The organism is Pseudomonas sp. GW821-FHT04D07 (assembly GCF_059420225.1).
The window spans coordinates 230,235-252,504 of the sequence record NZ_JBWKTH010000005.1; the positions used below are offsets into that span (position 1 = coordinate 230,235).

Consider the following 22,270-nt stretch of genomic DNA (forward strand, 5'->3'; position numbering starts at 1 on the left):
TATATACCGGAGTGGCACGTTAACTGCTGTCGCCAACCTGAATCACCGCTGGAACACACACTCAACCTCGCTGCATCCCCCTGAAGGAGTGACACCATGCAACTCGATTCTCTATTCAGTAAACGCTTCAACGGCCTGTGCCTGGCGCTCACCCTGAGCGTCGCGTCCCTGGCGGCACATGCTGATCAACTGGCCGATGTCAAAAAAGCCGGTGAACTGGTGGTAGGTACCGAGCTGCAATTCGCGCCTTTCGACTTCACCGACAACGGCAAGCAGAAAGGCCTCAACTCAGAGCTGTTCGAACAGTTGGGCAAGGAACTGGGGGTCAAGGTGAAATTCCTCGACCTGCCGTGGCCCAGCGTGTTGCCAGGGCTTGAAGCGAAGAAGTTCGATGTGGTCGCTGGCCCGATCATCGTGACCCAGGCCCGTAAAGAGCGTTACCACTTCATGCTGCCGATCGCCGAAGCCACCGTGGCCTTGATGATCGGCGCCAACGACAACAGCATCAGCAAGCCGCAAGACATCGCCGGCAAGGCCGTGGGCGCGGGCAAAGGCTCGGCACAGCTCGAAGAACTGAAGACCTTCGCCGCCACGCTGCCGGAGAAAGTCACGATCCGCGAATACGTCGACAACAACCAGGCCTACGCGGACCTGGCGGCCAAGCGCATTGTCGCCGTCGCCAACTCGCTGCCGAACATCTCCTATGTCGCCGCCCAGCGCAGCAACGCCTTCAAGGTGGTCCAGCCGCCGTTCGGCAAGACCTCCTACTTCGCCTACCTGGGACGCAAGGATGCCGACGCCAACAGCCTGATCGCCGCACTCGATACCGCCCTGTTGAAAATGCATGCGGACGGGCGCCTGGCAGCCTTGCAGAAGAAATGGCTGGGTGCCGAGATGAATGTGCCGCAAGCCGACTTCACCCCGACCTGGTAAATCCGCCTGCCCATTGGAGGACCTGATCGCCGGCCAAGCCTGGCCGGCGATCAACTGAGTTGGAGTCACTGCAATGTTCGATTGGCCTTTATTTTTGCAGAACCTGCCGTTACTGCTGACCAGCCTGCTGGTGACCCTCGAGGTCTCCACCGCGGCCCTGGTGATCGGCTTTTTCATCGGCATCCTGGTTGCCAGCCTGCGCCTGTCGCCGCTGCCATTGTTCAGGCGCCTGGGGGGCGGCTACATTTTCGTGTTCCGGGGCATTCCGCTGCTGGTGCAATTGCTCTTTGTCTATTACTTCCTGCCACGGGTCGGCCTGCCCAACGTATCGCCGCTGACGGCCGCGATCATCAGCCTGTCGCTGTGTGCCGGGGCTTATATCGCCGAGATCCTCCGTGGCGGCTTCCTGGCCATCCCCGGCGGGCAGTTGGAGGCGGCCGGGCTGCTCGGCCTGAGCACGCGGCAGATGCTGATCCGCATCCGCGTGCCGCAAGCCGTGCGCCTGACCCTGCCGGCCCTGGTCAATGAAATGATCCTGCTGATCAAGGCTTCTTCGCTGGTGTCGGTGGTCGGCCTCGCCGACCTGACCCGTACCGCGCAGAACCTCGCGGCCAGCGACTACCTGTTCGTGCAGGACTACCTGATGCTGGCCGGCTTCTATTGCCTGATCAATATTCCACTGGCGTTCTGCGGCGGTCTGTTGGAACGACGCATGAAGGAGCAACAGACATGATCTTCGACTATCGGGTCATTACCGAGCACCTCGACGATATCGCCCAGGGTTTCACCGTCACCCTCGGCACCTGGTCCGCCGGAGTGCTCCTGGGGTTGTTCCTCGGCTTGCTGATTGCCGTGGCGCAACTGTTTGGCAACAACCTGATTCGAGCGCCGCTGCGGGCCTTTATCGAGGTGATTCGCAGCACGCCATTTCTGGTCCAACTGTTCCTGGTCTACTACGGCGGGCCGTCCTTCGGACTCAGCCTGGACCCTGTTCCCGCCGGGATTCTCGGGCTGGGCATTTATGGCAGCGTGTACTTCGCGGAGATCTTCCGCACCGGTTTCGAGTCGGTCGCTCGTGGCCAACTGGAGGCGGCCGACTGTCTGGGCATCACCCGCTGGCAATGCATCCTGCGCATCCAGTTGCCGCAGATGCTGGTGATCATCCTGCCGGCGCTGGTCAATCTGGTGACCATCCTGTGCAAGGAAACCGCGGTGCTGTCGATCATTACCATCCCGGAACTGACCATGGTCATGACCGGTATCGGTTCGCAAACCTTCGCCTTTGTCGAAACCCTGCTGGTGCTGTGTATCGGCTACCTGCTGCTGGTGGAGTTCTGTTCGCGCCTGGGGATGTACCTGGAGACGCGGGTCGGACGCTTTATGAGCCGGCAGCCACAATGAACGCCCGACAACGCCCTGTGCAACCCATCGTCCCGAAACAAGGTGACCCCATGAAAACTCCCGAACAACTCCCCGGCGACTCGCAACCCATGGTGCGCCTGCACAATGTCGGCAAGAGCTTCGGCGCCCTGCGTGTACTCAAGGGGATCGACCTGGAGGTCCGGCATTCCGAAGTGGTATGTCTGATCGGCCCTTCCGGCTCGGGCAAAAGCACCCTGCTGCGGAGCATGGCCTTCCTCGAAGAGTACGACGAAGGCGAGATTCATATCGAAGGCCAGTTGCTCGGCTATGTCGCGGACAACGGCAAGGGTCGCAAACGCGCCGCGCAAGCGCAGATCAATCAGGTCCGGCGCAATATCGGCATGGTCTTCCAGCAGTTCAACCTGTGGCCACACATGACCGCGCTGGGCAATGTCAGCGAAGCTTTGCTGCGGGTGCGCAAGCTGTCGTCCGCCGAGGCCCGTCAGCGCGCGTTGGCCATGCTCGACAAAGTCGGCCTGGCACATAAGGCCGACGTCTATCCGATCCAGCTCTCCGGCGGTCAGCAGCAGCGCGTGGCGATTGCCCGGGCGCTGGCCATGGAGCCGCACATCATGCTGTTCGATGAGCCGACCTCGGCCCTCGACCCGGAGCTGGTGGGCGAAGTCCTGCAGGTCATGAAGACCCTGGCCAAGGAAGGCATGACCATGGTGGTGGTCACCCATGAAATGGGCTTCGCCGCGCAGGTCGCCGATTCGGTGGTGTTCCTCGACCAGGGTCAGGTGGTGGCCCAGGGCACACCGCAGCAAATCTTCCACAACACCGAACATCCCCGTCTGCAGCAATTCCTGCAGAACTATCTGGATCGCAATGCGTTCTGGCAAGACAACAAAGAGGCTTCCCTGGTATGAACGCTGCTGAACTGCAACTCCTCGCCCGCCCGCAAGTGCGTGATCTGGCCAGCTACAACGCCGGCCTCGGCACGGAAGCGGTGCGCAAGCGCTTCGGGCTGACCCGGGTGGCCAAGCTGGGCAGCAACGAAAATCCTCTGGGTCCGGCACCGGCGGTCGCCGCCGCGATGGCCCTGGCCTGCTCCAGCATCGCGCTGTACCCGGATGCCAGTTGCCTGGAACTGCGCGCCGCCCTCAGCGCCAAGCTCGGCGTGGCGGGCAATCAGTTGGTGTTCGGCAATGGTTCCGAAGATCTACTGAGCATCATCAGCCGGGTGTTCCTCGACCATGGCGATGAAGTGGTCACCGTGGTGCCCTCGTTCGGCCTGCACTTTATCTACCCCATCGCCGCCGGTGCCCGGGTGACGGGCGTGCCGATGACCAGCGAAGGCCGCTTCGACGTGCCGGCGATGATTCAGGCATTGACCCCGAAAACCCGTCTGCTGATGTTTTCCTGCCCGTCCAACCCGGTGGGCTGCACCCTCGACGCCGACGAGTTGCAACGTCTGTTGGCGGCACTGCCGGCCCAGTGCCTGCTGGTGTTCGACGAGGCCTATTACGAGTATGCCCAGTTCGAGCAGGGTTACCCTGATTGCCTCGGCCTGATCCAGGCCAGCGGCAAGCCGTTTATCCTGCTGCGGACCTTCTCCAAGGCGTATTCCCTGGCCGGCTTGCGGATCGGCTACGGTATCGTCAGCGACCCCATGCTGGCCGACCTGATCGACCGCCTGCGCACGCCGTTCAATATCAACCGCGTGGCCCAGGCCGCGGCGATTGCCGCACTGGCCGACGAGGAGCACCTGCAGGCCACCCTCGCCCATGTCGCCCATGAGCGTCGGCACATGGTGATCGCCTTGCAGAACCTCGGTCTGGACACCGCACCGTCGATGGCCAACTTCCTCTTCTTCAGCACGCCCTATCCGGCTGAAACCATCAACCAGGCCTTGCTGAGCAAAGGCATTATCGTCAAACCCTGGCGCGAAAACGGCTACACAGAGTACTTGCGTGTCTCCATCGGTAGCTGTGAGGATAACGACCTTTTTCTCAAGGCCTTGGCAAGTGTGCTTGCCGCTCAAAAAAATGCGGACTGAATCATGATCAAAAATGCACCGCAAGCCCTCTATCGGCGCGCGAAGGACTTTGTGCAAGACAAGCTGCGCAGCGGCGAATGGAAGCCTGGCGACTTGATCCCCTCGGAAAATCGCCTGGTGCAGGAGCTGGGCATTTCGCGCATGACCGTCAACCGGGCCTTGCGCGAGCTGACGGAAGAAGGTCATCTGTTGCGGATTTCCGGGGTCGGCACCTTCGTTGCCGAAAGCAAACCGCAATCGAACCTGCTGCGCATCACCAATATCGCCGACGAAATCATCGCCCGTGGGCATCGCTACTCCTGCCGAGTTCTGCACCTGGGTCGCGAGGCGGCCTCGATGCCGGTGGCCGCTGCCCTGGCGCTGCCTACCGGCTCGTCAGTGTTTCACCTGATCTGCGTGCATAGCGAAGAAGGCGTGCCGGTGCAACTTGAGGATCGCTACGTCAATCCCGAACTGGTACCGGACTTTCTGCAACAGGAGTTCGGTGAGCAGCTGCAACCGGCGCGCTACCTGTTGCAGGTCATTCGCCCCGATGAGATGGAGCATATCGTCGAAGCCGGTCACCCCAGCAGCGACGAAAGCCGGCATATGCAGATCGACGCCCTGGAGCCGTGCCTGATCCTGGTACGGCGGACCTGGAGCCAGAACAAAATCGTCACCTATGTGCGCCTGACCCATCCCTCGTCGCGTTATCGCCTCGGCAGTCGCCTGCCGGTGAGTGGCGCGCACCGCGACAGTTGAGAGAAAGCAGCAGAATTCCCAAGGTCGCTGGCCATTGAAAACGGCTGGTAGCGAGCTAAATGCGGACAGACGCCAGGATCATGGCCAGCAGCCGAAAAAGCTCGGGAGCTTCGGTCAGCAGGCGGTCAAACAAGCCGGCTAACCTGATACCTGGGTTCCCTCTTGAGTCAACTTGATGCCTGCTCCACGCCAAGGCGGTTTCACCCTGATCGAAGTGCTGGTGGCGTTGACGATCATCGCCGTCGCGCTGTCCGCCGCCGTGCGCATGGCCGGGGTGATGACCCAGAGCAACGGGCTGCTGCGGGATAAATCCATTGCCTTGTTGGCGGCCCAGAGCCGTCTGGCGGAATTGCGCCTGGAAGGACGCTTGCCCGTCGGGCGCAAGTCCTTCGAATGCGATCAGGGCCGGCTGATGTTGCGCTGCGAGCAGATGATCGGCGCCTTCGGCGGCGGTTTGTTCAAGGTCGATATCCTGGTTCTGGATCGCCGCCGCGAAGCGCCGCCACTGGCGCAGCTGGAAACCGTGCTGAGCCCGGCCCAAGCCGCGCTCACGGGCGGGTCAGCTTCGGCAGGAACGGCGCAGCGCTGAGACGGGTCACGTTCAGGTGGAGCTTTTCCTTGCCCCGCTCGACAACAATGCCCTCGGGTTCGATGGCAAGTAGGCGCACACCCTGGCTCAGGAGCTCGCCGGCGAGGAAGCTGCGCGGCGGGCCGTCGTTGAGGCTGAGGATCGCCACTGCTCCGTGCACCCCGGCCATGACCCCGGAAACCTTGATATCGAGCACCGCCGGCTGGTTGGAAAACCATTGCAAGGCGGGATTGTCGCTGCGGGTGCCGGCGGCCGGCGGCAGGCCTTCGGGCAACAGCGATGACGCAGGCTTCAGCAACAGGCTGGACCAGATCAGCGCACCGGCCAGGGCCGCGAGCAAGGCCAGCGCCTGGACCAGCTGGGGCGGAGAGAAACGGTGAGTCCATTGCATGCTTGAAGTCCTTTTCGACGTTGATCCGAACGCGCCACCCTGTAGGCGCTGGCTTGCTGGCGATGCGATCCAATGGTCGACATCACCGTTGCCTGATACACCGCTATCGCCAGCAAGCCGGCGCCTACACAACCGCGCTCCCATCAGACTACCTGTCAATTCTCACGTTTTTATTTCACACGCTCATCATCTTCGCGGCGCAGCATGTATTCACCCCCAAGGAGCCCTTGTCGAATGGATGTCGTGCGCCCCCAGACCGGTTTCACCTTGATCGAACTGATGGTGGTACTGGTCATCATCGGTATCGTCAGCGCGGCCATCGGCCTGAATATCAAGCCGGACCCGCTGCACCGGCTGCGCCTGGACGCCGAGAGCCTGGCCCAGGCCCTGCAAGTGGCCCAGGCCGAAGTCCAGGCGGATGGCCGGCCGATTCGCTGGCTGAGTGACAGCCAGGGTTATCGCTTCAGCCGCGGCGACGATCAGGGCGGCATCGAGCAATTCGCCCACGACCCACAACTGCGCCCCCGAGCCTGGCAGAGCACACCGATGCAGGTGCGCATCGAGCCGGGTAAAAGCCTGCTGCTGAGCGCCGAATGGATCGGCGCGCCGCTGCGCCTGTCACTCTCCGACGGCCAGCACAGCATCAGCGTGCTGCGCAGCGCCACCGGCGAGGTCAAGGTGCAGTGAAACGCCAGGCTGGTTTTACCCTGATCGAAGTGATGGTCGCGATCATGCTGATGGCGATTGTCAGCGTGATTGCCTGGCGCGGCCTGGACAGCGTCAACCGCGCCGATGAGCACCTCAAGGCCAGCGCCGAACAGACCCGCGAACTGCTGGCCGCGTTGGGACAACTGGATCGCGATGTGGCGTTGCGCGCCGGTATCGAACTGGTGGAGCCGATGGTGGTGGATGTCGAACACCCGCTACCGCCCGCTCCCGTGGCCCTGAGTGTACGCAACGCCGAGCGCAAGGGCTTTCGTCTGGAGCTGATCCGCGCAGCGCCGCAGCAGGACGGCGCGCTGCAACGGGTACGCTGGTGGTTGCAGGGTGGCACCCTGTATCGGGCCGCGGGGCCGGCCCGCGCACAATTCCCGTTGCCGGCGGCCAAGGACGGCGTGGCGGTGCTGGGTCAGGTGCGGGAAATGGACTTGCGGGTGTGGCAACCGGGCAAGGGCTGGCACAACCTGGGCGGGAATCATCAGGACAATCCCCAGGGCCTGGAGATTACCCTGGTACGCGATACGCCCCAGGGGCCGGAGCGTTACCGGCAGGTGCTGGGGCCGCTGGAATAGCGTTACTCACTGGCTCGAATGCTGAACGCACACCTTGTGGGAACGGAGCTTGTCGGGACGCCGCACCGCCGCGAAGAGGCCCTTGAGATCGCTAAAAGCTTCGCGGGCAAGCTCCGCTCCCACAAGCTCCGCTCCCACAAGGACCGTTCCCACAAAGACCGGGGCAAGACGGGTATCGACAATCGACAACCCAGAATCAGCTGAGCAACACCACCCCACCCGGCAACTCGGTGCACTTGGCCCCATAGGCATCGCGAATCAACCATGCCACCCCCGCCAACTGATCGAGGCTGAAACGCGCCTGGACCTTGCGTTTCCCCAGCTCGGCATTGAGCAACACCAGCATGCCCGGACGATAACGGTTGATCTCGTCGATCACCGAGGCCAGGGTCGCGTCGTTGAACACCAGCATCTTGTTGCGCCAGGCGATCACGTTCGCGGCATCCACCATTTGCGGCTCGCCGGTATGCTGGGCGTCGTAGGTCAGCTGTCGGCCGCTTTCCAGCCGGAAACCGCGGCCCTGCACCTGCAGCGTCAACAAACCCTCGATACAGGTCACACAAACGCTACGGTCGATATGACGCAAATTGAAGCGCGCCTGCTCGGCATGCAACCAACCGGGACCAGCCTGGACGCTGATCGACTCGCGCGAACGCGTCACCACCTCCACTTCACCGCTGACCAGTTCGATCTGCGGGTTGCCGCCGACCGATGCCAGGCGATTGATCCGGGTCTGGGTGTTGAGCTCCAGGTGGATATCGTCACCCAGATCAATACGCCGCTGCTCGCCGACTTCGGTGACATAGTCGGCACCCAGCCCGGAAAAGCCGCCCGGTATCGTTTCGCGGATCAGGAAAAAAGCCGCCGACGCCGCAATCGCGCCGCCGAGAAACGCCCGCCGACCGAACTGTCGTGAACGTGGCGGGTGTTGCAATTGCAAAGCGGCAGGCTTGAGGGACTGCCACAGCGACTTGCTGCGTTCGAACGCCTGGGCGTGCTCCGGACTCTGCGCGCACCACTGGCGCAAGGCTCGGGCATCGGCGGCGGTAGCCTGCCCCGAGGTCAGGAGGATCAGCCAATCCTGGGCTTCGCTGTGCAGTCGAGCGGTCTCGCCGGCCCGGGAATCAGTGATGGAAGTCGTGTTCAAGCGCGCAGGTACTCAAGAAAATTTTGCTGGTCTATTACCTAGACGGTTTTCCCGCACCGGGACCGAACCGCTGAATCACTTTTCTTTCAAGACGCGCCGCGCAATGCCCCAGAGCCGCCTTCAACTCCTTCTCGACCATCCGTGTGGAAATCCCGAATCGCTGGGAGATTTCCAGGTGCGGCGCCTCCTCCAGGCGCGCGGCGATAAAAATCCGCCGGCGCCGCGGCGGCAGTTCATACAAGGCACTGAGCAGCAACTGAATCTCCTTCTGCCCGCCCACGACCCGCTCCGGATCCTGGGCTTCGTCGCCGACCTGCAACAACTCCTCGATTTCCTCGCCGGTCAACAAACGAGCGTCGGCCTGGCGGCGATCGGCGGCGATATTCAGCGCCATGCGGTACAGGTAGGCATTGGGCTGGGTGAGGTTGAGCGGCGTCTCCATGCGGTCGACCCGCAGATAGGTTTCGTGCAGGACGTCGTTGGCCAGATCCTCGGAACCCAGGCGCCGGCGCAAACGCGCCTTGAAGTCGTCATAGGAGGTCAGGAACAACCGGACCATCGGACTGTGCCCGATCTTCTTCATACCTCTCAGGCTCCTTCCCGCTCTGTGCATTCCATGCTGCTTCCTGCTGAATTCGGCGTTATTAGAAGGGTTATCGGCTGATGCAGCGAGGTCGGGGCAGGACGTCTGACCCGCACACTGCTCAAGCGTGCCACCAGCGCCCCGTCGCGCTGAAGATCTCCGGTAGAACTGACCAGGCGACTGTACTGGACTTCGCCGGCACGCCCGATCCACACCTGCAACACCGCCCGGTAAGTCCCCGGTCGGGTCAACGGCAGCGCGCACAAGGCCTGTTCGATCGCCACCTGGATCGCCCGGGCATAACTGCTCGCCATGGCTTTCGCCGCCGAACTCTCGCCGCCCTTGCCCGCCGGTCGCTCGCTGACTTGCGCCACTTGCAGGGTGAAGGCATCGGCGCGGGTGTAACGCGCCATCAGGCCACTGCCGGTGAGCAACAGACCCAGGGCTTCGCTGGCCCGGTAGTGCCCATGCACGGCGAAGGACCGGCGCGCACGGGTCAGGTCACGGTCCACCAGCACCGCCATGCCGCTCAGGCGGCTGAAGGTGTCCAGTGCGCCGGCCAGGTCCTGGGCGGCGATGTCCAGGTCCAGGCGCACCTCGCGATCGAGCTGCACCGGTTCCGCCGCCAGGCACGCCAAACTCCCGGCCAGCAGCCAGCCGGCCAGGACCCATCCCACCAGGGGAGAGCGAAAGAACGACAGACGCACCGCCACGGATCGAAGTCCCTGCACAGCTGACGTGTTCCTGAAAATCGTCATCCTGAGGGCTGTTTATGAATCTGATGTTACGTTCGCTGCAAAAAAACCATCACCCAGTGGCAAAAAGCTTTGCTCTAGACTAAAGGACTAGAGAAACCCCGCTCCCGGGGTCGCCAGGAGGCTTCAATGAAACGCCCTTCAATCCTCGCCGGCTTGCTGCTGGTCAGCGCCGCGCTCTCCGACCCGGTCCTGGCCGCTGGGCCTACCGCGCAACCGGTCGGCTGCATCGACGTCAGTGTCGGAGGCTATAAGGCCCCGGACTACAACTGCTTGAGCCAGCAGATGAGCGACCCGGAGCAGACCCAGGCGCGACAGGAAAACCAGGAAGCGCTGAACCCCGATATCAGCAAGAAGGCCCCGAACAAGCTGGGCCTGGCAACGCCGGCCGCCACCCGCGTGCGCATGGGCAATACCTTCGGCACCTCGGTGACACCGCAACGGCCGCCAGCGGGCCAGTGATACCCAGCGCTGCTGCTGTGGGAAATTTGAAGCCCGGCGCAATCCTGTGGCGAGCGGGCTTGTCGGAACGCCACACAATCGCGCTCGACTTCAAATCTGCATCAAGGCATACCCAACCAGTGCGGCAGCGTCAGCGAGATCATCGGCACGTAGGTCACCAGAATCAGGAACGCCAGCAGAATCATCAACCACGGCAACGCCGCGCGGATGGTCTGCCCCAGGCTCAGCCCGGTCACCGCCGAGGTCACGAACAGGTTCAGCCCCACGGGTGGGTGGACCAGGCCGATTTCCATGTTCACCACCATGACGATACCCAGGTGAATCGGGTCGATCCCCAGCTTCACCGCAATCGGGAAGAAGATCGGCGCCAGGATCAGCACAATGGCCGATGGCTCCATAAAGCTGCCCGCCACCAGCAACACCACGTTGACCATCATCAGGAAGCCGATCGGCGTCAGCCCCTCGGACACCACCCAGTTGGTGATCTGCTGCGGGATCTGCTCGGTGGTCAGTACATGGGCGAAGAGGATCGCGTTGGCGATGATAAACATCAGCATGATCGCCAGCCGACCGGACTCCATCAGCACCTTCGGGCAGTCGCGGATCTTCATGTCCTTGTAGATAAACAAGGCGACAAACGCCGAATACACCGCCGCCACCGCCGCCGCTTCGGTCGGGGTGAACAGGCCGCTGTAGATCCCGCCCAGGATGATCACCAACAACAGTAGGCCCCAGAACGCCCGGCGTGCCGCCGTCAACCACTCGCGAAAGGTCGCGCGGGGCTGGGCGGGCAATTTCTTGATCCGCGCCACGATATAGATCGCCACCATCAGCATCAGGCCCAACAGCAGCCCGGGAATCACCCCGGCCATAAACAGCTTGCCCACCGAGGTTTCCGTGGCCGCCGAGTACACCACCATGACGATGGACGGCGGAATCAGGATACCCAGGGTCCCGGCGTTGCAGATGATCCCGGCGCCGAATTCCTTCGGATACCCTGAGCGCACCATCCCTGCCACGGCGATGGAACCCACCGCCGCCACCGTCGCCGGCGAGGAGCCGGACAAAGCAGCGAACAGCATGCAGGCCAGTACCGCGGCAATCGCCAGACCGCCACGAATATGCCCGACACAGGCGTTGGCGAAATCGATCAGGCGCTTGGCCACGCCGCCGGTGGTCATAAAGGCCCCCGACAACAGAAAGAACGGGATCGCCAGGAAGGTGTAGGCATCCGAGGTTTCGAACAGCTTGATCGCCAGGGAACTGAGGGAATCCTGGCTAAAGATCAGGATCGACACCGCGCCGGACAGGCCTAGGGAAATCGCAATCGGTACACCGAGAAACATAAAGGTGAACAACAGCAGAAACAGACAGAGAACGGCCATCAGTGCTGCTCCTTGTGTTCACTCGCCAGCTTGCTCGCTTCGCCGGCTTCGTCGGCCAGGCCCAGCCCGGTCTGACGACGGGTGAAAATGCGGTAGAAGATTTCCAGGTAGCGGATCAGCACCAGAGCAAAGCCCACTGGCACGATCAGCACGATATAGCCGACCTTGATCCCATACTGGTCGAGGTCCTCGGCGCCGATCCCGGCGGCGAGCACCGCGCTCAGCCACTTGTAGCTGGCCACCATGAACAATCCGGCGTAGGCCAGACAGCAGGCGCAGGCGAGCAACGCCAGGTAGCGCTGCACCGGGCGCGGGGTCAGCTTGACCAGGGCATCGACCCCGAGGTGGCCGGCGGTGCGCACGCCGTAGGAGATACCGAAGAAGATCAGCCAGCCGAACATGGCCTTGGTCAGGGCCACGCTCCAGGTCATGTCCTGGGCCACGGTCATGGTGGCGTCGCCCAGGCGGTTGAAGAAGCCGCTGCTCCAGGCCCAGCGGTCGGCCAGGTTGAAGAACAGCGTGTAGATGTTGTTGGCCATCACATAGACAAAGGTCACCAGCGTCATGGACGCCAGCAGGAAGGCGATAAAGCCTTCCTCGAAATGTTCCCAGATGCGCCGCAACGGTTGCGTTTGCATGGGTAGGACTCCGTGAGAGGGAAAAGGAAGGACCGGGGCATGAGCCACGATGCCGATCAATCAAAGCCGGACACGATCCCTTGTAGGAGCGGAGCTTGCTGGCGATGAGGCCCGTGAGCCTTGCATCGCTTATCCGGACGCCATCGCCGGCAAGCCAGCTCCTACAGGATTTGTGTCGTATGCAAATTTGCTGTTCGACACAAATCCCCTGTGGGAGCCAGCTTGCTGGCGATGAGGCCCATGAGCCTTGCATCGCTTATCCGGACGCCATCGCCGGCAAGCCAGCTCCTACAGGATTTGTGTCGTATGCAAATGGGGTGTTCAACACAGATCCCTTGTGGGAGCCAGCTTGCTGGCGATGAGGCCCGTGAGCCTTGCATCGCGTATCCGGACGCCATCGCTGGCAAGCCAGCTCCTACAGGATTTGTGTCGTATGCAAATTTGCTGTTCGACACAAATCCCCTGTGGGAGCGGAGCTTGCCCGCGAAGAGGCCCGTGAGCCTTGCATCGCCTGATCGGCCTACAGGGGGTCGGTGTTCACAAGCCAAACGCCGCCGATCAGGGCTGGTTGGACTTGTCCGCCGCGTCGATCAGGTCGGCGCCGATATCCCCCTCGAACTTCTTCCACACCGGCTTCATCGCCTCGCGCCATTGCGCGCGCTCTTGCGGGGTCAGCTCGACGATTTCACTGGTCTTGGCATCGACGATCTTCCGCTTGGCGCTCTGGTTCAGCGCTTCGGCCTGCTTGTTCACTTCGACGGTGACCTCGGCCATGATCTTGTCCAGCTCGCTGCGGATATCCGGTGGCAAGCCGTCCCAGAACTTGCTGTTGGTGATCACCATGTAGTCGATCAGGCCATGGTTGGACTCGGTGAAATACTTCTGCACCTCGTTGACCTTCTGGCTCTCATAGTTCGACCAGGTGTTCTCGGTGCCGTTGACGGTGCCAGTCTGCAAACCCTGGTAAACCTCGGCGAAGCTCATCTTGCGCGGGTTGGCGCGAATCGCCTTGAACTGCTCCTCCAGCACGCTGGACGCCTGGACGCGGAATTTCAGACCACGGGCATCACCCGGGACATGCAGTGCCTTGTTCGCGGAAATCTGCTTCAGGCCGTTGTGCCAATAGGCCAGGCCGAGAATGCCCTTGCCCTGCATCGCGCTCAGCAGCACCTTGCCCTGGGCGTCCTGGAAGCGGTCGACGGCGGCCATATCGTTGAACAGAAACGGCAGGTCATAGATCTGGATCTGCTTGGTGTACTGCTCGAACTTGGCCAGGGACGGCGCCAGCATCTGCACGTCACCGAGCAGCAGGGCTTCCATTTCCTTGCCGTCGCCGAACAGCGACGAGTTGGGATAGACCTCGACCTTGACCCGGCCCGGCAGGCGTTCTTCGGCGAGTTTTTTGAACAGCAGCGCGCCCTGCCCCTTGGGCGTGTTTTCCGCGACGACGTGGGCGAACTTGATCACGATGGGTTCGGCCGCCTGGGCCAGGCCGGCGGCGAGTAAGGTGGCGGCGCAGAGCAGCGCCCGGGTCAACTTGAACATGTAAGTCACCTTCTTATTGTTGTGTTGTAGGCAGGTTGCCTAAAGCCATGCGTATAGAGAATTTCGAATTTTGAGTACCTGCGTTCAGCTCAGGTGAACGCTCCGTAAACCCTGGGCTTATTACCGAAGGTTGAATACGGCGGGACCTCCGATTGCCAAGTAGGGAACGGCCTGTTTTGGCGGCGGTTATCGCCTACGCCAGCGCCAACAAACGCCGTGCTCGCAACAGGACCGGCGCGTCGACCATCTGCCCGTCGACCTGATAGGCCCCTGCGCCGTCGCTGCCGGCGTCCACCACGCGCCGAGCCCAGGCCAGGTCCTCGGCGCTCGGCGCCAGGGCGGCGTGGATCACCGGCACCTGCCGGGGGTGAATGCACAGCGCACCGGCAAAGCCCATTTCATAGGCGTGGCGGATCGAGCGGTGCAAACCCTCTGGGTCATCGATGGCCGGATGCACGCCGTCGAGTGGTGCCACCAGGCCAGCGGCGCGCGAATGTACGATCAACGCCAGACGGGCTTGGTCGAGGGCGAAATGCGCGGCATCCGAGCCGCTGCTCAGATTGAGGTCCAGGGCCAGGTCCAGGCCGCCGAAGGACAGGCGCTCGACGCCTGGGGCGCTGGCGATTTCGGCGAGGTTCAACAGGCCTCGGGCACTTTCGATGATTGGCCATACGAGTTTTCCGGTCGCGGCCACGGCGCCGACCTGGGCCGCGCTCTCGACCTTGGGCAGCAGTACGCCGCTGACCCCGGGGTGTTGTTTGCAGAACGCCAAGTCGGCTGTGTGCTCGGCATGGTCCGGGGCATTGACCCGTACCAGGACCCGGGCCTGGGGATGGGCGCTGAGGAATTGCCCGAGATGCTCACGGGCAATTCGCTTGAGCGGTTCCTCGACGGCATCTTCGAAGTCGACAATCACAGCATCGGCGCCGCTGGCCAGGGCTTTGGCGAAACGCTCGGGACGGCTGCCGGGCACAAAGAGCGCGGAGCGGGCAATGGATGGAGACATAGTGAATTCCTTGATTTTCTGTATATGACGCGGGAGACCGTCGATACACGATCCCTGTAGGAGCCTGCTTGCTGGCGATGGCGGTTTTTCAGTCGGCAGAGATGTCGGCTATCAGATCGCATCGCCAGCAAGCTGGCTCCTACAAGGTGTGCGGCGTTTTTTCAGACCACCCCATCCACCCGCAGCTGCTCCACCGCCTCGGCGGAGAAGCCCAGCTCACCAAGGATCGCCCCGGTGTGCTCGCCCAACCCCGGCACCGCATCCATCCGCGGCGCAAACGCCGCATTGCGCGCCGGTGGCAGCAGGGCCGGGAGTTTCCCCGACGGGCTCTCGACCTCACGCCAACCATCCCGAGCCTTGAGCTGCGGGTGCTCCCACACGCCCTGCATATCATTGACCCGGGCATTGGCGATCTGCGCCTCTTCCAGCCGGGCAATCACCTGCTCGGTGCTGAGCCGGGCAAAGCTGTCGACGATGATCTGGCGCAACACCTCACGATTGGCCGAACGCTTGAAGTTGGCCGAAAAGCGCTCGTCCACCGCCAGCGCCGGGGTCAGCAGCACCTTGTCGCAGAACGCCGCCCATTCACGTTCGTTCTGCAGCCCGAGCATCACCGTGCCGCCGTCGCCCGCCGGAAACGGGCCATAGGGATAAATGGTCGAGTGCGCCGCGCCCGCCCGTGGCGGCGGCGCGGCGCCGTCGAAGGCGTAATACATCGGGTAGCCCATCCACTCCACCAGGCTTTCCAGCATGCTGACGTCGATGCGGCTACCCTCCCCGGTTTTCTCCCGCAGCAACAACGCAGAGAGAATGCCGCTGTAGGCGTACATGCCGGCGGAGATATCGGCGATCGAGCAGCCGGCCTTCGCCAACTCATCCTCACCCGCCCCACCGGTCACCGAAAGAAAGCCGCCCTCGCTCTGGATCAGCAAGTCGTAGGCCTTTTTCTTCTCATAAGGACCGCCTGCGCCATAACCGGAAATATCGCAGACGATCAGCCGTGGAAAACGTTCGTGCAGCGCCTCAAAGGACAAGCCCATACGGGCGGCGGCGCCCGGTGCGAGGTTTTGCACCAGCACGTCGGCCTCGCCCAGCAGCTGCTGGAGGATGTTATCGGCGGCGTCCTGCTTGAGATCCAGGGTCAGACTTTCCTTGGAACGGTTGGTCCAGACGAAGTGCGAGGCCAGGCCGCGAACACGCTCGTCATAGCCACGGGCGAAATCGCCGCTGCCGGGGCGTTCGATCTTCACCACCCGGGCGCCCAGATCGGCCAGTTGCCGCGTGCAAAATGGCGCGGCGATGGCATGTTCAAGGCTGATCACAGTGATGCCATCCAACGGACGCGGTGCTGGGGTATTGCCTGCTACCGTATTCATCAGCGCAGCTCCTTCAAGTCAGTGCTGTTGCGCAGGTCCCAGACCTGGCGGATCAAACCTTCGACCTGCCCAGGCGTGCGAGCACCGGAGAACTGCAGCAGACGACGGAATTTATCTTCCAGCTCGGCTCGCGACAGACTGTTGCCGGGATCACCCTTGGGCTCGTCGATCGCGCCGTACAGCGTGCGGCCGTCGACCGTGCTGACCACCACCCGGCCCAGCCAGCGTTGGGGATAGGCAGCGTCAACTTCCGGGTCCAAGGTCATCCTGACTTTCTCGCGAAACGTCGCCACCGCCGGATCGGTCAATGACAGCTGGTGAAACTCCGGCAGCCCGGCCTTGCCATGCACGGCGATCAGGCCCAACACGGTGCCCATGGAAAATTTGGCCTGGTGCACGCTCTGCGGCACCTCGACCCGTCCCAGCACATCAATGGCGCTCTGATGCACACGGGTTTCCACGTGCCGAATCTGTTCATGGCCCAAGCCTTCCTGCCACATCAGCTCCAGCAACGCATCGGCCGCCGGATGGGTATGACGGCAGGACGCATGGAACTTGAACGAGGTTTCCACCAACGCCCAACGGCTGCCCAGGCGGTCGGACAGTTTCGTCGGATCGGCATCGCTGGACATACCGGCGGCCAGCCCCTGGTCGCCTTCGAGAATATTGCGCGCACCGGTCAAACCGTCTGCCGTCAGGTAGGCGGCCAGCAAGCCATCCGCCGCGGCCTTGGCGGTGTGCAACTGCTTGGAGTCGGCGGCATCGCGGAGGAACTCCCAGAGCCCGGCGGCCTGGGTACCCGCACTGCCCAGCAGGTTGGTAAATTGCTCTTGGTCGAAATCCATCAGCTTGCCCACGGCCACGGCCGCCGCCAGGGTGCCAACCGTGGCCGTGGTGTGGAAGATCCGGTAGTGGGAACGGCCAAGGAACTCGCCGATACGAATCCCTGCCTCATAGCCGGCTACCGACGCCAGCAGCAACTCGCGACCGGACTTGCCCAGGTCCTGGGCCGCCGCCAGGGCCGCCGGGAACACCACGGTGGCCGGGTGCAGCACGGAGCTATTGTGCAAGTCATCCTGCTCCACCAGATGGGACGACGCGGCGTTCACCAGGGCGGCGAAATATGCCGAGCTGCCCTGGCCATTGACCAGGATCCGCGCCGGGCCATCCGCCGGGCCCATCTTGCCGGCATAGGCTTCGAACAGCGGAATCGGGTGCGCGCCCTGGCTGGCCAGGGCCGAGGCCAGCCAGTCGAGGAACAGCTCTTCGGTACGCTCGAACACCGCTTGCGGCACCTGTTCGTAACGCAGGCCGGCGAGGAATTCGCAAAGGGCTTGGGTATGGCTCATGCTCGGTTCCTCAGAAGCTGCGCGGCAGTTCGAGCAAGTGCTCGGCCACGTAGGACAGGATCAAGTTGGTCGATATCGGCGCCACCTGGTACAGGCGGGTCTCGCGAAACTTGCGCTCGACGTCGTATTCGCAGGCGAAACCAAAACCGCCGTGGGTCTGCAGACAGGCATTGGCCGCTTCCCAGGACGCCTTGGCCGCCAGGTACTTGGCCATATTGGCGCTGGCCCCGGCGTTCTGGCCGCTGTCGTATTCCTCGCAGGCGCGCCAGCGCATCAGGTCGGCGGCCTCGATCTCGATATGCGCTTCAGCAATCGGGAACTGCACACCCTGGTTTTGCCCGATGGGCCGGCCGAACACCACCCGGTCGCGGGCATAGGCGCTGGCTTTTTCGATAAACCAGCGGCCGTCGCCGATGCACTCGGCGGCGATCAGCGTGCGTTCGGCATTCAGGCCGTCGAGGATGTAGCGAAAGCCCTTGCCCTCTTCGCCGATCAGGCTGTCGGCGGGGATTTCCAAGTTGTCGAAGAACAGCTCGTTGGTCTCGTGGTTGACCATATTGGCGATCGGTTGCACGGTCAGGCCGTTGCCGATGGCCTCGCGCAGGTCGACCAGGAAAATCGACATGCCTTCGGATTTCTTCTGCACCTCGGCCAGCGGCGTGGTCCGGGCCAGCAGGATCATCAGGTCGGAATGCTGGACCCGCGAGATCCAGACTTTCTGCCCATTGATCACATACTTGTCGCCGTGCTTGACTGCGGTGGTCTTGATCTTGGTGGTGTCGGTGCCGGTGGTGGGCTCGGTGACGCCCATCGATTGCAGGCGCAACTCGCCGCTGGCCAGCTTCGGCAGGTAGAAGCGTTTCTGCGCCTCGCTGCCGTGGCGCAACAGGGTGAACATGTTGTACATCTGGCCGTGCACGGTGCCGGAGTTGCCGCCGCAGCGGTTGACTTCCTCAAGGATCACCGAGGCTTCGGCCAGGCCCAGGCCGGAGCCACCATACTCTTCGGGAATCATTGCCGACAGCCAGCCAGCGTCGGTCAGGGCTTTGACGAACGCTTCGGGGAAACCCTTCTCTTCATCGATCTTGCGCCAGTAGGCGGCATCGAATTCAGCGCACAGGGCACGAACACCCTCGCGAATGGCATTAAGTTCTTCGTTGTTATTCGGATTCATGGAGGTGATAGCCTTTTTTATTGTCAGTCGAAGTGCACTTCAGCCTGCTGGGCCAGGCCATTGGCGTTGCCAGCCCAGAGCTGGGCAACGCCGGGGCTGAGAATCCGTCCACCGACTTCGAAGGGTTGCGGGGCGATCAACGGGCGCACACCGCGATAGGAGAAGCGCCGCAGGGTCGCTTGCGGATTGGCCCTGCAGAACGCCCGCAGGTTCAGGGTGGCGATCATCGGACCGTGCACCACCAGGCCCGAATAACCTTCGGTGTCGGTGACGTAGGGGAAGTCGTAATGGATGCGGTGACCGTTGAAGGTCACGGCGCTGTAGCGGAACAGCAAGGTCGGCGTCGGTTCCACGGCTTCGCGCCAGTCGCCCTGGGTCAGCGTCTCACCGCTGCTTTGCTTGGGCGGCGTCGGTTCGCGATAGACGATGTCCTGTTCTTCGCGAATCGCCAGCCGACCGTCCTGGGCGTATTCATGCCGTACGGTGACAAACAGCAAGGCGCCGCTGCGCCCCTGCTTTTCCTCGATATGACTGATGGTCGACAAGCGGGTCGCATCGTGACCGGCGCGCAGCTGCTCGAAGAACTCAAGGCGCCCACCGGCCCACATGCGATTGCGATTGTCCGCCGGCGGCAGGAAACCGCCACGGGCCGGATGGCCGTCGCTGCCCAACAGGCTCTCGGCCAGCGGCTCCTGGAAGAAACACCATTGCCACAGCGGCGGCAGCGCCTCGCCATGGGCCGGAGCCGGTTCGCCAAAGGTCGCGGCGATACGCTTGAGCAAGTTGCGGCTCAATTGGTCGTGGGCTTCTTCGGTCCGTCCTAGCCAGGCACTCAGGTCTGTCGCACTCATGGAAGGTTTCTCCTTGCCGGTTGTTGTCATAAACCGATGATGCAAGGCGCAGCCCGTTCCGAGAATTTGCATTTCTATAAGCCGGCGTTCAGTTATGCTGAACGCCAATGTCCCACCTGCACGCAACCCCTGAGCGGAGTCGCCCCATGCATTTCGATCTGGCGGATCTACGCCTCTTTATCCATATCGCCGAATCGCCGAGCCTGACCCAGGGTGCCCGCCGCGCCTTTCTCTCGCCGGCCGCCGCCAGCGCGCGGATCAAAGCCCTGGAAGCGCAACTCGACACTCGCCTGCTGTACCGCGACAGCCGTGGCGTGGAAGTCACCCCGGCTGGCCAGCGGTTGCTGCAACACGCACGGTTGATCATGCGCCAGGTCGACTATCTGAAAAGCGAGTTCACCCGCTACGGTGGCGACTCCGCCGGGCATATCCGCATTTTCGCCAACACCACGGCGGTGACCGAGTTCCTCCCGGAAGTGTTGGCCGGTTTCCTCTCCCAGCGCCCCGGGGTGACGGTGGACCTGCAGGAGCGCCTGTCGCGGGACATTGTTCGTGGCGTACTCGACGGCACCACCGATATGGGCATCATCGCCGGCCCGGTGGAAGCCAGCGGCCTGCAGGTGATGCACTTCAGCACCGACCGCCTGGTACTGATCGTACCCGTGGCGCATCCGCTGGCGGCGCAGCAGTCGGTGACCTTCGGCCAGACTTTGGCGTTCCAGCATATCGGCCTGCACGAAGGCAGCACCTTGCTAAGCTTTTTGCGCGAGCATGTCGAACGGCTCGGCAAGACCTTGTCGTTGCGTATCCAGGTCTCCAGCTTCGAAGCCATCTGCCGTATGGTCGAAGCCGGGGTCGGCATCGGCATCATTCCCGAGTCCGCCGCCGTGCGGCACAGCCGGACCATGGAGCTGGTGACTGTGGCCCTGGACGAGCCCTGGGCCATTCGCGAGCGCAGCATCCTGGTGCGCGAGCTCGAAGCCCTGCCCGGGACCATACGCGCCTTGATCGCCACGCTGATGCCCGGGACACAAACCTGAACAGTCCTACAGTTTGAGTTGCACAAAGCCCTGCTTCGGCGGCATTCTTGAAGGTATTCGACTGACAGAACTTTTCACCTCAGCCGCACTCAATCAGTGCATGGATCCACGCCCTTCCCGACAGAGACGCTCATGACTTCGAAGCTTGCACAACTCAAGCAGTTCACCACCGTGGTCGCGGACACCGGCGACCTCGACGCCATTACCCGCCTCAAGCCGGTCGACGCCACCACCAACCCTTCGCTGCTGCTCAAGGCCGCGGCGCTGCCAGGCTACGCCGACCTGCTCAAGGCCGCCGTGGCCCACGCCAAGGGCGATGTGGGCCTGGCCTGCGATCATTTCGCGGTGTCCGTGGGCAGTGGCATTCTCAAGGCGATTCCCGGGCGTATTTCCACCGAAGTCGACGCGCGCCTGTCCTTCGATGAAACCGCGCTGCTGAGCAAGGCCCACCAGTTGATCGAGCTGTACGACAAGGCCGGTGTCAGCCGTGACCGCGTGCTGATCAAGCTGGCGTCGACCTGGGAAGGTATCCGCACCGCCGAGAAACTGGAGAAGGATGGCATCCAGACCAACCTGACCCTGCTGTTCTCCTTCGCCCAGGCCGCGGCCTGCGCCGACGCCGGGGTGTTCCTGATCTCGCCGTTCGTGGGCCGGATCTACGACTGGTACAAGAAGTCCACCGGCAACGAATACAGTGGTGCCGACGATCCGGGCGTGCAGTCGGTAACGCGCATCTACAACTACTACAAGTCCAACGACTACAAGACCGTGGTCATGGGCGCGAGCTTCCGCAACCTCAACCAGATCGAACAACTGGCCGGTTGCGACCGCCTGACCATCAGCCCCGACCTCCTGGAAAAGCTCGCTCAGGACGAAGGTCAGTTGGAACGTCGACTGCTGCCGGGTGCAGCCGGTGAACCACGCCTGCACCTGAATGAAGCGCAGTTCCGCTGGGCCTCCAACGAAGACGCCATGGCCACCGAGAAACTCGCCGAGGGTATTCGTCAGTTCGCCCGGGATCAGGAAAAACTGGAAGCCTTGCTGGCTCAGTAACCGGTACTTTACTCGCCGCCAAAACAACCCGGGCAGTCGGCTACTCCGCTACCCGGGACACTGCTCGCCTTGGGTCCTGCTGCCACACGGCCAGTCAGCGACCCGTTTGATACAGTCCCGGCGCCCCTCACCAGGCGTTAAACGCCTGTGGGGCGAACCGGTCGGCCTTTCGGCCCGACCACATACGCCCACCGTCAATTGGTGCGTTCGACGCTATCGGACGCAGCCTGCTTACCGGCTGCCACGGCCTGGGCCTTTTCCGACTGTTGGTAATGGGCCATGGAAACATCACGTGCCGCTTCCATGCGCGCCATGACCTTATCGCTGCCACCTTCGGCCATGGCCGCAACGGAGGCGGTCATCAGGGTTACGATCAACAACGCTTTAAGGGATTTCATCAGTCACTCTCCAATAGTTTGAGTTCGTCAGCACGGGTTCCTGCTGACTTGGGCTCATCCTATCGAGTGGCGCATTTCAGCCTGTTCCCCGCAGGATGAAATTTTTTACAGGAACACCCGCTCGAGAGAACCACGGTGCAA

The 22,270-nt window shown here is 62.6% G+C and carries 25 protein-coding genes; 12 read left to right on the forward strand and 13 right to left on the reverse strand.

Annotated features, from left to right (window positions below):
- The first annotated feature begins 96 nt into the window (after nucleotides 1–96).
- The 7 genes from AC07T0_RS09735 (at nucleotide 97) to gspI (ending at nucleotide 5,684) form a co-directional block, all read left to right on the forward strand.
- Entirely contained in the window at nucleotides 97–933 is an 837-nt protein-coding gene (locus tag AC07T0_RS09735) for a transporter substrate-binding domain-containing protein (protein ID WP_495000965.1), read from the forward strand.
- 73 nt (nucleotides 934–1,006) lie between these two features.
- Nucleotides 1,007–1,666 carry an amino acid ABC transporter permease gene (locus tag AC07T0_RS09740; protein WP_495000966.1) on the forward strand — a complete coding sequence of 220 codons (660 nt, stop codon included), beginning with the start codon at nucleotides 1,007–1,009 and terminating at the stop codon, nucleotides 1,664–1,666.
- Nucleotides 1,663–2,334 (forward strand): amino acid ABC transporter permease, encoded by a 672-nt coding sequence (locus AC07T0_RS09745; protein WP_495000967.1) that lies wholly within the window; start codon nucleotides 1,663–1,665, stop codon nucleotides 2,332–2,334. The genes AC07T0_RS09740 and AC07T0_RS09745 overlap by 4 nt, the downstream gene beginning before the upstream one ends.
- Before the next feature lie 89 nt (nucleotides 2,335–2,423).
- Nucleotides 2,424–3,224, forward strand: a complete 801-nt coding sequence (locus AC07T0_RS09750) for an amino acid ABC transporter ATP-binding protein (RefSeq protein ID WP_495001027.1) — start codon at nucleotides 2,424–2,426, stop codon at nucleotides 3,222–3,224.
- The gene (hisC, locus tag AC07T0_RS09755) at nucleotides 3,221–4,354 is read left to right on the forward strand and encodes a histidinol-phosphate transaminase (RefSeq protein WP_495000968.1); all 1,134 of its coding nucleotides are present in this window, start codon (nucleotides 3,221–3,223) and stop codon (nucleotides 4,352–4,354) included. The genes AC07T0_RS09750 and hisC overlap by 4 nt, the downstream gene beginning before the upstream one ends.
- Nucleotides 4,355–4,357: 3 nt before the next feature.
- Complete coding sequence (gene hutC, locus AC07T0_RS09760; protein ID WP_495000969.1) at nucleotides 4,358–5,095, forward strand: histidine utilization transcriptional repressor HutC; 738 nt, start codon at nucleotides 4,358–4,360, stop codon at nucleotides 5,093–5,095.
- 175 nt (nucleotides 5,096–5,270) lie between these two features.
- Nucleotides 5,271–5,684 (forward strand): type II secretion system minor pseudopilin GspI, encoded by a 414-nt coding sequence (gspI, locus tag AC07T0_RS09765; protein ID WP_495000970.1) that lies wholly within the window; start codon nucleotides 5,271–5,273, stop codon nucleotides 5,682–5,684.
- Here gspI and AC07T0_RS09770 read toward each other — a convergent pair.
- The gene (locus AC07T0_RS09770) at nucleotides 5,644–6,075 is read right to left on the reverse strand and encodes a type II secretion system protein N (RefSeq protein WP_495000971.1); all 432 of its coding nucleotides are present in this window, start codon (nucleotides 6,073–6,075) and stop codon (nucleotides 5,644–5,646) included. The genes gspI and AC07T0_RS09770 overlap by 41 nt on opposite strands.
- Nucleotides 6,076–6,309: 234 nt before the next feature.
- Between AC07T0_RS09770 and AC07T0_RS09775 the strand changes: the two genes are divergently transcribed.
- Together AC07T0_RS09775 and AC07T0_RS09780 are read left to right on the forward strand one after the other, a co-directional pair.
- A complete protein-coding gene (locus tag AC07T0_RS09775) occupies nucleotides 6,310–6,762 on the forward strand; it encodes a GspH/FimT family pseudopilin (RefSeq protein ID WP_495000972.1) in 453 nt (150 codons plus the stop codon).
- A complete protein-coding gene (locus AC07T0_RS09780; protein WP_495000973.1) occupies nucleotides 6,759–7,367 on the forward strand; it encodes a type II secretion system protein GspJ in 609 nt (202 codons plus the stop codon). Before AC07T0_RS09775 ends, AC07T0_RS09780 begins: the two co-directional genes overlap by 4 nt.
- Before the next feature lie 196 nt (nucleotides 7,368–7,563).
- Here AC07T0_RS09780 and AC07T0_RS09785 read toward each other — a convergent pair whose 3' ends face one another.
- From AC07T0_RS09785 to AC07T0_RS09795, 3 genes are read right to left on the reverse strand one after another with little or no spacing between them, the layout of a single operon-like run.
- Nucleotides 7,564–8,514 carry a FecR family protein gene (locus AC07T0_RS09785; RefSeq protein WP_495000974.1) on the reverse strand — a complete coding sequence of 317 codons (951 nt, stop codon included), beginning with the start codon at nucleotides 8,512–8,514 and terminating at the stop codon, nucleotides 7,564–7,566.
- Between the two features lie 34 nt (nucleotides 8,515–8,548).
- Nucleotides 8,549–9,097, reverse strand: coding sequence for a sigma-70 family RNA polymerase sigma factor (locus AC07T0_RS09790; protein ID WP_495000975.1), 549 nt, complete (start codon nucleotides 9,095–9,097; stop codon nucleotides 8,549–8,551).
- 5 nt (nucleotides 9,098–9,102) lie between these two features.
- On the reverse strand, nucleotides 9,103–9,828 hold the full coding sequence (locus tag AC07T0_RS09795) for a TonB-dependent outer membrane receptor (RefSeq protein WP_495000976.1): 726 nt from the start codon (nucleotides 9,826–9,828) through the stop codon (nucleotides 9,103–9,105).
- A gap of 153 nt (nucleotides 9,829–9,981) precedes the next feature.
- Here AC07T0_RS09795 and AC07T0_RS09800 point away from each other — a divergent pair, with 153 nt between their 5' ends.
- Nucleotides 9,982–10,314: a hypothetical protein gene (locus tag AC07T0_RS09800; protein WP_495000977.1), complete on the forward strand. Its 333-nt coding sequence runs from the start codon at nucleotides 9,982–9,984 to the stop codon at nucleotides 10,312–10,314.
- A 101-nt stretch (nucleotides 10,315–10,415) separates the two neighbouring features.
- On the opposite strand, the gene dctM is transcribed toward AC07T0_RS09800, so the two are convergent.
- The 8 genes from dctM to AC07T0_RS09840 form a co-directional block, all read right to left on the reverse strand.
- Nucleotides 10,416–11,699 (reverse strand): C4-dicarboxylate TRAP transporter large permease protein DctM, encoded by a 1,284-nt coding sequence (gene dctM / locus AC07T0_RS09805; RefSeq protein ID WP_218222936.1) that lies wholly within the window; start codon nucleotides 11,697–11,699, stop codon nucleotides 10,416–10,418.
- Entirely contained in the window at nucleotides 11,699–12,337 is a 639-nt protein-coding gene (locus AC07T0_RS09810; RefSeq protein WP_495000978.1) for a TRAP transporter small permease, read from the reverse strand. Before AC07T0_RS09810 ends, dctM begins: the two co-directional genes overlap by 1 nt.
- 558 nt (nucleotides 12,338–12,895) lie before the next feature.
- Nucleotides 12,896–13,882, reverse strand: coding sequence for a TRAP transporter substrate-binding protein (locus AC07T0_RS09815; RefSeq protein WP_495000979.1), 987 nt, complete (start codon nucleotides 13,880–13,882; stop codon nucleotides 12,896–12,898).
- 193 nt (nucleotides 13,883–14,075) lie between these two features.
- Complete coding sequence (locus AC07T0_RS09820; protein WP_495000980.1) at nucleotides 14,076–14,888, reverse strand: HpcH/HpaI aldolase/citrate lyase family protein; 813 nt, start codon at nucleotides 14,886–14,888, stop codon at nucleotides 14,076–14,078.
- A gap of 161 nt (nucleotides 14,889–15,049) precedes the next feature.
- Nucleotides 15,050–16,264, reverse strand: a complete 1,215-nt coding sequence (locus AC07T0_RS09825; protein ID WP_495000981.1) for a CaiB/BaiF CoA transferase family protein — start codon at nucleotides 16,262–16,264, stop codon at nucleotides 15,050–15,052.
- On the reverse strand, nucleotides 16,264–17,613 hold the full coding sequence (locus AC07T0_RS09830; RefSeq protein WP_495000982.1) for an MmgE/PrpD family protein: 1,350 nt from the start codon (nucleotides 17,611–17,613) through the stop codon (nucleotides 16,264–16,266). Before AC07T0_RS09830 ends, AC07T0_RS09825 begins: the two co-directional genes overlap by 1 nt.
- A gap of 10 nt (nucleotides 17,614–17,623) precedes the next feature.
- On the reverse strand, nucleotides 17,624–18,787 hold the full coding sequence (locus tag AC07T0_RS09835; protein WP_495000983.1) for an acyl-CoA dehydrogenase family protein: 1,164 nt from the start codon (nucleotides 18,785–18,787) through the stop codon (nucleotides 17,624–17,626).
- A 23-nt stretch (nucleotides 18,788–18,810) separates the two neighbouring features.
- Entirely contained in the window at nucleotides 18,811–19,638 is an 828-nt protein-coding gene (locus AC07T0_RS09840; RefSeq protein ID WP_495000984.1) for an HTD2 family dehydratase, read from the reverse strand.
- A gap of 146 nt (nucleotides 19,639–19,784) precedes the next feature.
- Between AC07T0_RS09840 and AC07T0_RS09845 the strand changes: the two genes are divergently transcribed.
- Together AC07T0_RS09845 and tal are read left to right on the forward strand one after the other, a co-directional pair.
- The gene (locus tag AC07T0_RS09845) at nucleotides 19,785–20,678 is read left to right on the forward strand and encodes a LysR family transcriptional regulator (RefSeq protein ID WP_495000985.1); all 894 of its coding nucleotides are present in this window, start codon (nucleotides 19,785–19,787) and stop codon (nucleotides 20,676–20,678) included.
- A gap of 132 nt (nucleotides 20,679–20,810) precedes the next feature.
- Entirely contained in the window at nucleotides 20,811–21,731 is a 921-nt protein-coding gene (gene tal, locus AC07T0_RS09850; RefSeq protein WP_495000986.1) for a transaldolase, read from the forward strand.
- A 194-nt stretch (nucleotides 21,732–21,925) separates the two neighbouring features.
- On the opposite strand, the gene AC07T0_RS09855 is transcribed toward tal, so the two are convergent.
- The gene (locus AC07T0_RS09855) at nucleotides 21,926–22,129 is read right to left on the reverse strand and encodes a co-regulatory protein PtrA N-terminal domain-containing protein (RefSeq protein ID WP_495000987.1); all 204 of its coding nucleotides are present in this window, start codon (nucleotides 22,127–22,129) and stop codon (nucleotides 21,926–21,928) included.
- Nucleotides 22,130–22,270: the final 141 nt, after the last annotated feature.

What these genes read in the sequence shown, in the direction of transcription:
- AC07T0_RS09735 (WP_495000965.1), top strand. Translation starts at nt 97, where the DNA reads ATGCAACTCGATTCTCTATTCAGTAAACGCTTCAACGGCCTGTGCCTG.
- AC07T0_RS09740 (WP_495000966.1), top strand. Translation starts at nt 1,007, where the DNA reads ATGTTCGATTGGCCTTTATTTTTGCAGAACCTGCCGTTACTGCTGACC.
- AC07T0_RS09745 (WP_495000967.1), top strand. Translation starts at nt 1,663, where the DNA reads ATGATCTTCGACTATCGGGTCATTACCGAGCACCTCGACGATATCGCC.
- AC07T0_RS09750 (WP_495001027.1), top strand. Translation starts at nt 2,424, where the DNA reads ATGGTGCGCCTGCACAATGTCGGCAAGAGCTTCGGCGCCCTGCGTGTA.
- hisC (WP_495000968.1), top strand. Translation starts at nt 3,221, where the DNA reads ATGAACGCTGCTGAACTGCAACTCCTCGCCCGCCCGCAAGTGCGTGAT.
- hutC (WP_495000969.1), top strand. Translation starts at nt 4,358, where the DNA reads ATGATCAAAAATGCACCGCAAGCCCTCTATCGGCGCGCGAAGGACTTT.
- gspI (WP_495000970.1), top strand. Translation starts at nt 5,271, where the DNA reads ATGCCTGCTCCACGCCAAGGCGGTTTCACCCTGATCGAAGTGCTGGTG.
- AC07T0_RS09770 (WP_495000971.1), bottom strand. Translation starts at nt 6,075, where the DNA reads ATGCAATGGACTCACCGTTTCTCTCCGCCCCAGCTGGTCCAGGCGCTG.
- AC07T0_RS09775 (WP_495000972.1), top strand. Translation starts at nt 6,310, where the DNA reads ATGGATGTCGTGCGCCCCCAGACCGGTTTCACCTTGATCGAACTGATG.
- AC07T0_RS09790 (WP_495000975.1), bottom strand. Translation starts at nt 9,097, where the DNA reads ATGAAGAAGATCGGGCACAGTCCGATGGTCCGGTTGTTCCTGACCTCC.
- AC07T0_RS09800 (WP_495000977.1), top strand. Translation starts at nt 9,982, where the DNA reads ATGAAACGCCCTTCAATCCTCGCCGGCTTGCTGCTGGTCAGCGCCGCG.
- dctM (WP_218222936.1), bottom strand. Translation starts at nt 11,699, where the DNA reads ATGGCCGTTCTCTGTCTGTTTCTGCTGTTGTTCACCTTTATGTTTCTC.
- AC07T0_RS09810 (WP_495000978.1), bottom strand. Translation starts at nt 12,337, where the DNA reads ATGCAAACGCAACCGTTGCGGCGCATCTGGGAACATTTCGAGGAAGGC.
- AC07T0_RS09815 (WP_495000979.1), bottom strand. Translation starts at nt 13,882, where the DNA reads ATGTTCAAGTTGACCCGGGCGCTGCTCTGCGCCGCCACCTTACTCGCC.
- AC07T0_RS09820 (WP_495000980.1), bottom strand. Translation starts at nt 14,888, where the DNA reads ATGTCTCCATCCATTGCCCGCTCCGCGCTCTTTGTGCCCGGCAGCCGT.
- AC07T0_RS09825 (WP_495000981.1), bottom strand. Translation starts at nt 16,264, where the DNA reads ATGAATACGGTAGCAGGCAATACCCCAGCACCGCGTCCGTTGGATGGC.
- AC07T0_RS09830 (WP_495000982.1), bottom strand. Translation starts at nt 17,613, where the DNA reads ATGAGCCATACCCAAGCCCTTTGCGAATTCCTCGCCGGCCTGCGTTAC.
- AC07T0_RS09835 (WP_495000983.1), bottom strand. Translation starts at nt 18,787, where the DNA reads ATGAATCCGAATAACAACGAAGAACTTAATGCCATTCGCGAGGGTGTT.
- AC07T0_RS09840 (WP_495000984.1), bottom strand. Translation starts at nt 19,638, where the DNA reads ATGAGTGCGACAGACCTGAGTGCCTGGCTAGGACGGACCGAAGAAGCC.
- AC07T0_RS09845 (WP_495000985.1), top strand. Translation starts at nt 19,785, where the DNA reads ATGCATTTCGATCTGGCGGATCTACGCCTCTTTATCCATATCGCCGAA.
- tal (WP_495000986.1), top strand. Translation starts at nt 20,811, where the DNA reads ATGACTTCGAAGCTTGCACAACTCAAGCAGTTCACCACCGTGGTCGCG.
- AC07T0_RS09855 (WP_495000987.1), bottom strand. Translation starts at nt 22,129, where the DNA reads ATGAAATCCCTTAAAGCGTTGTTGATCGTAACCCTGATGACCGCCTCC.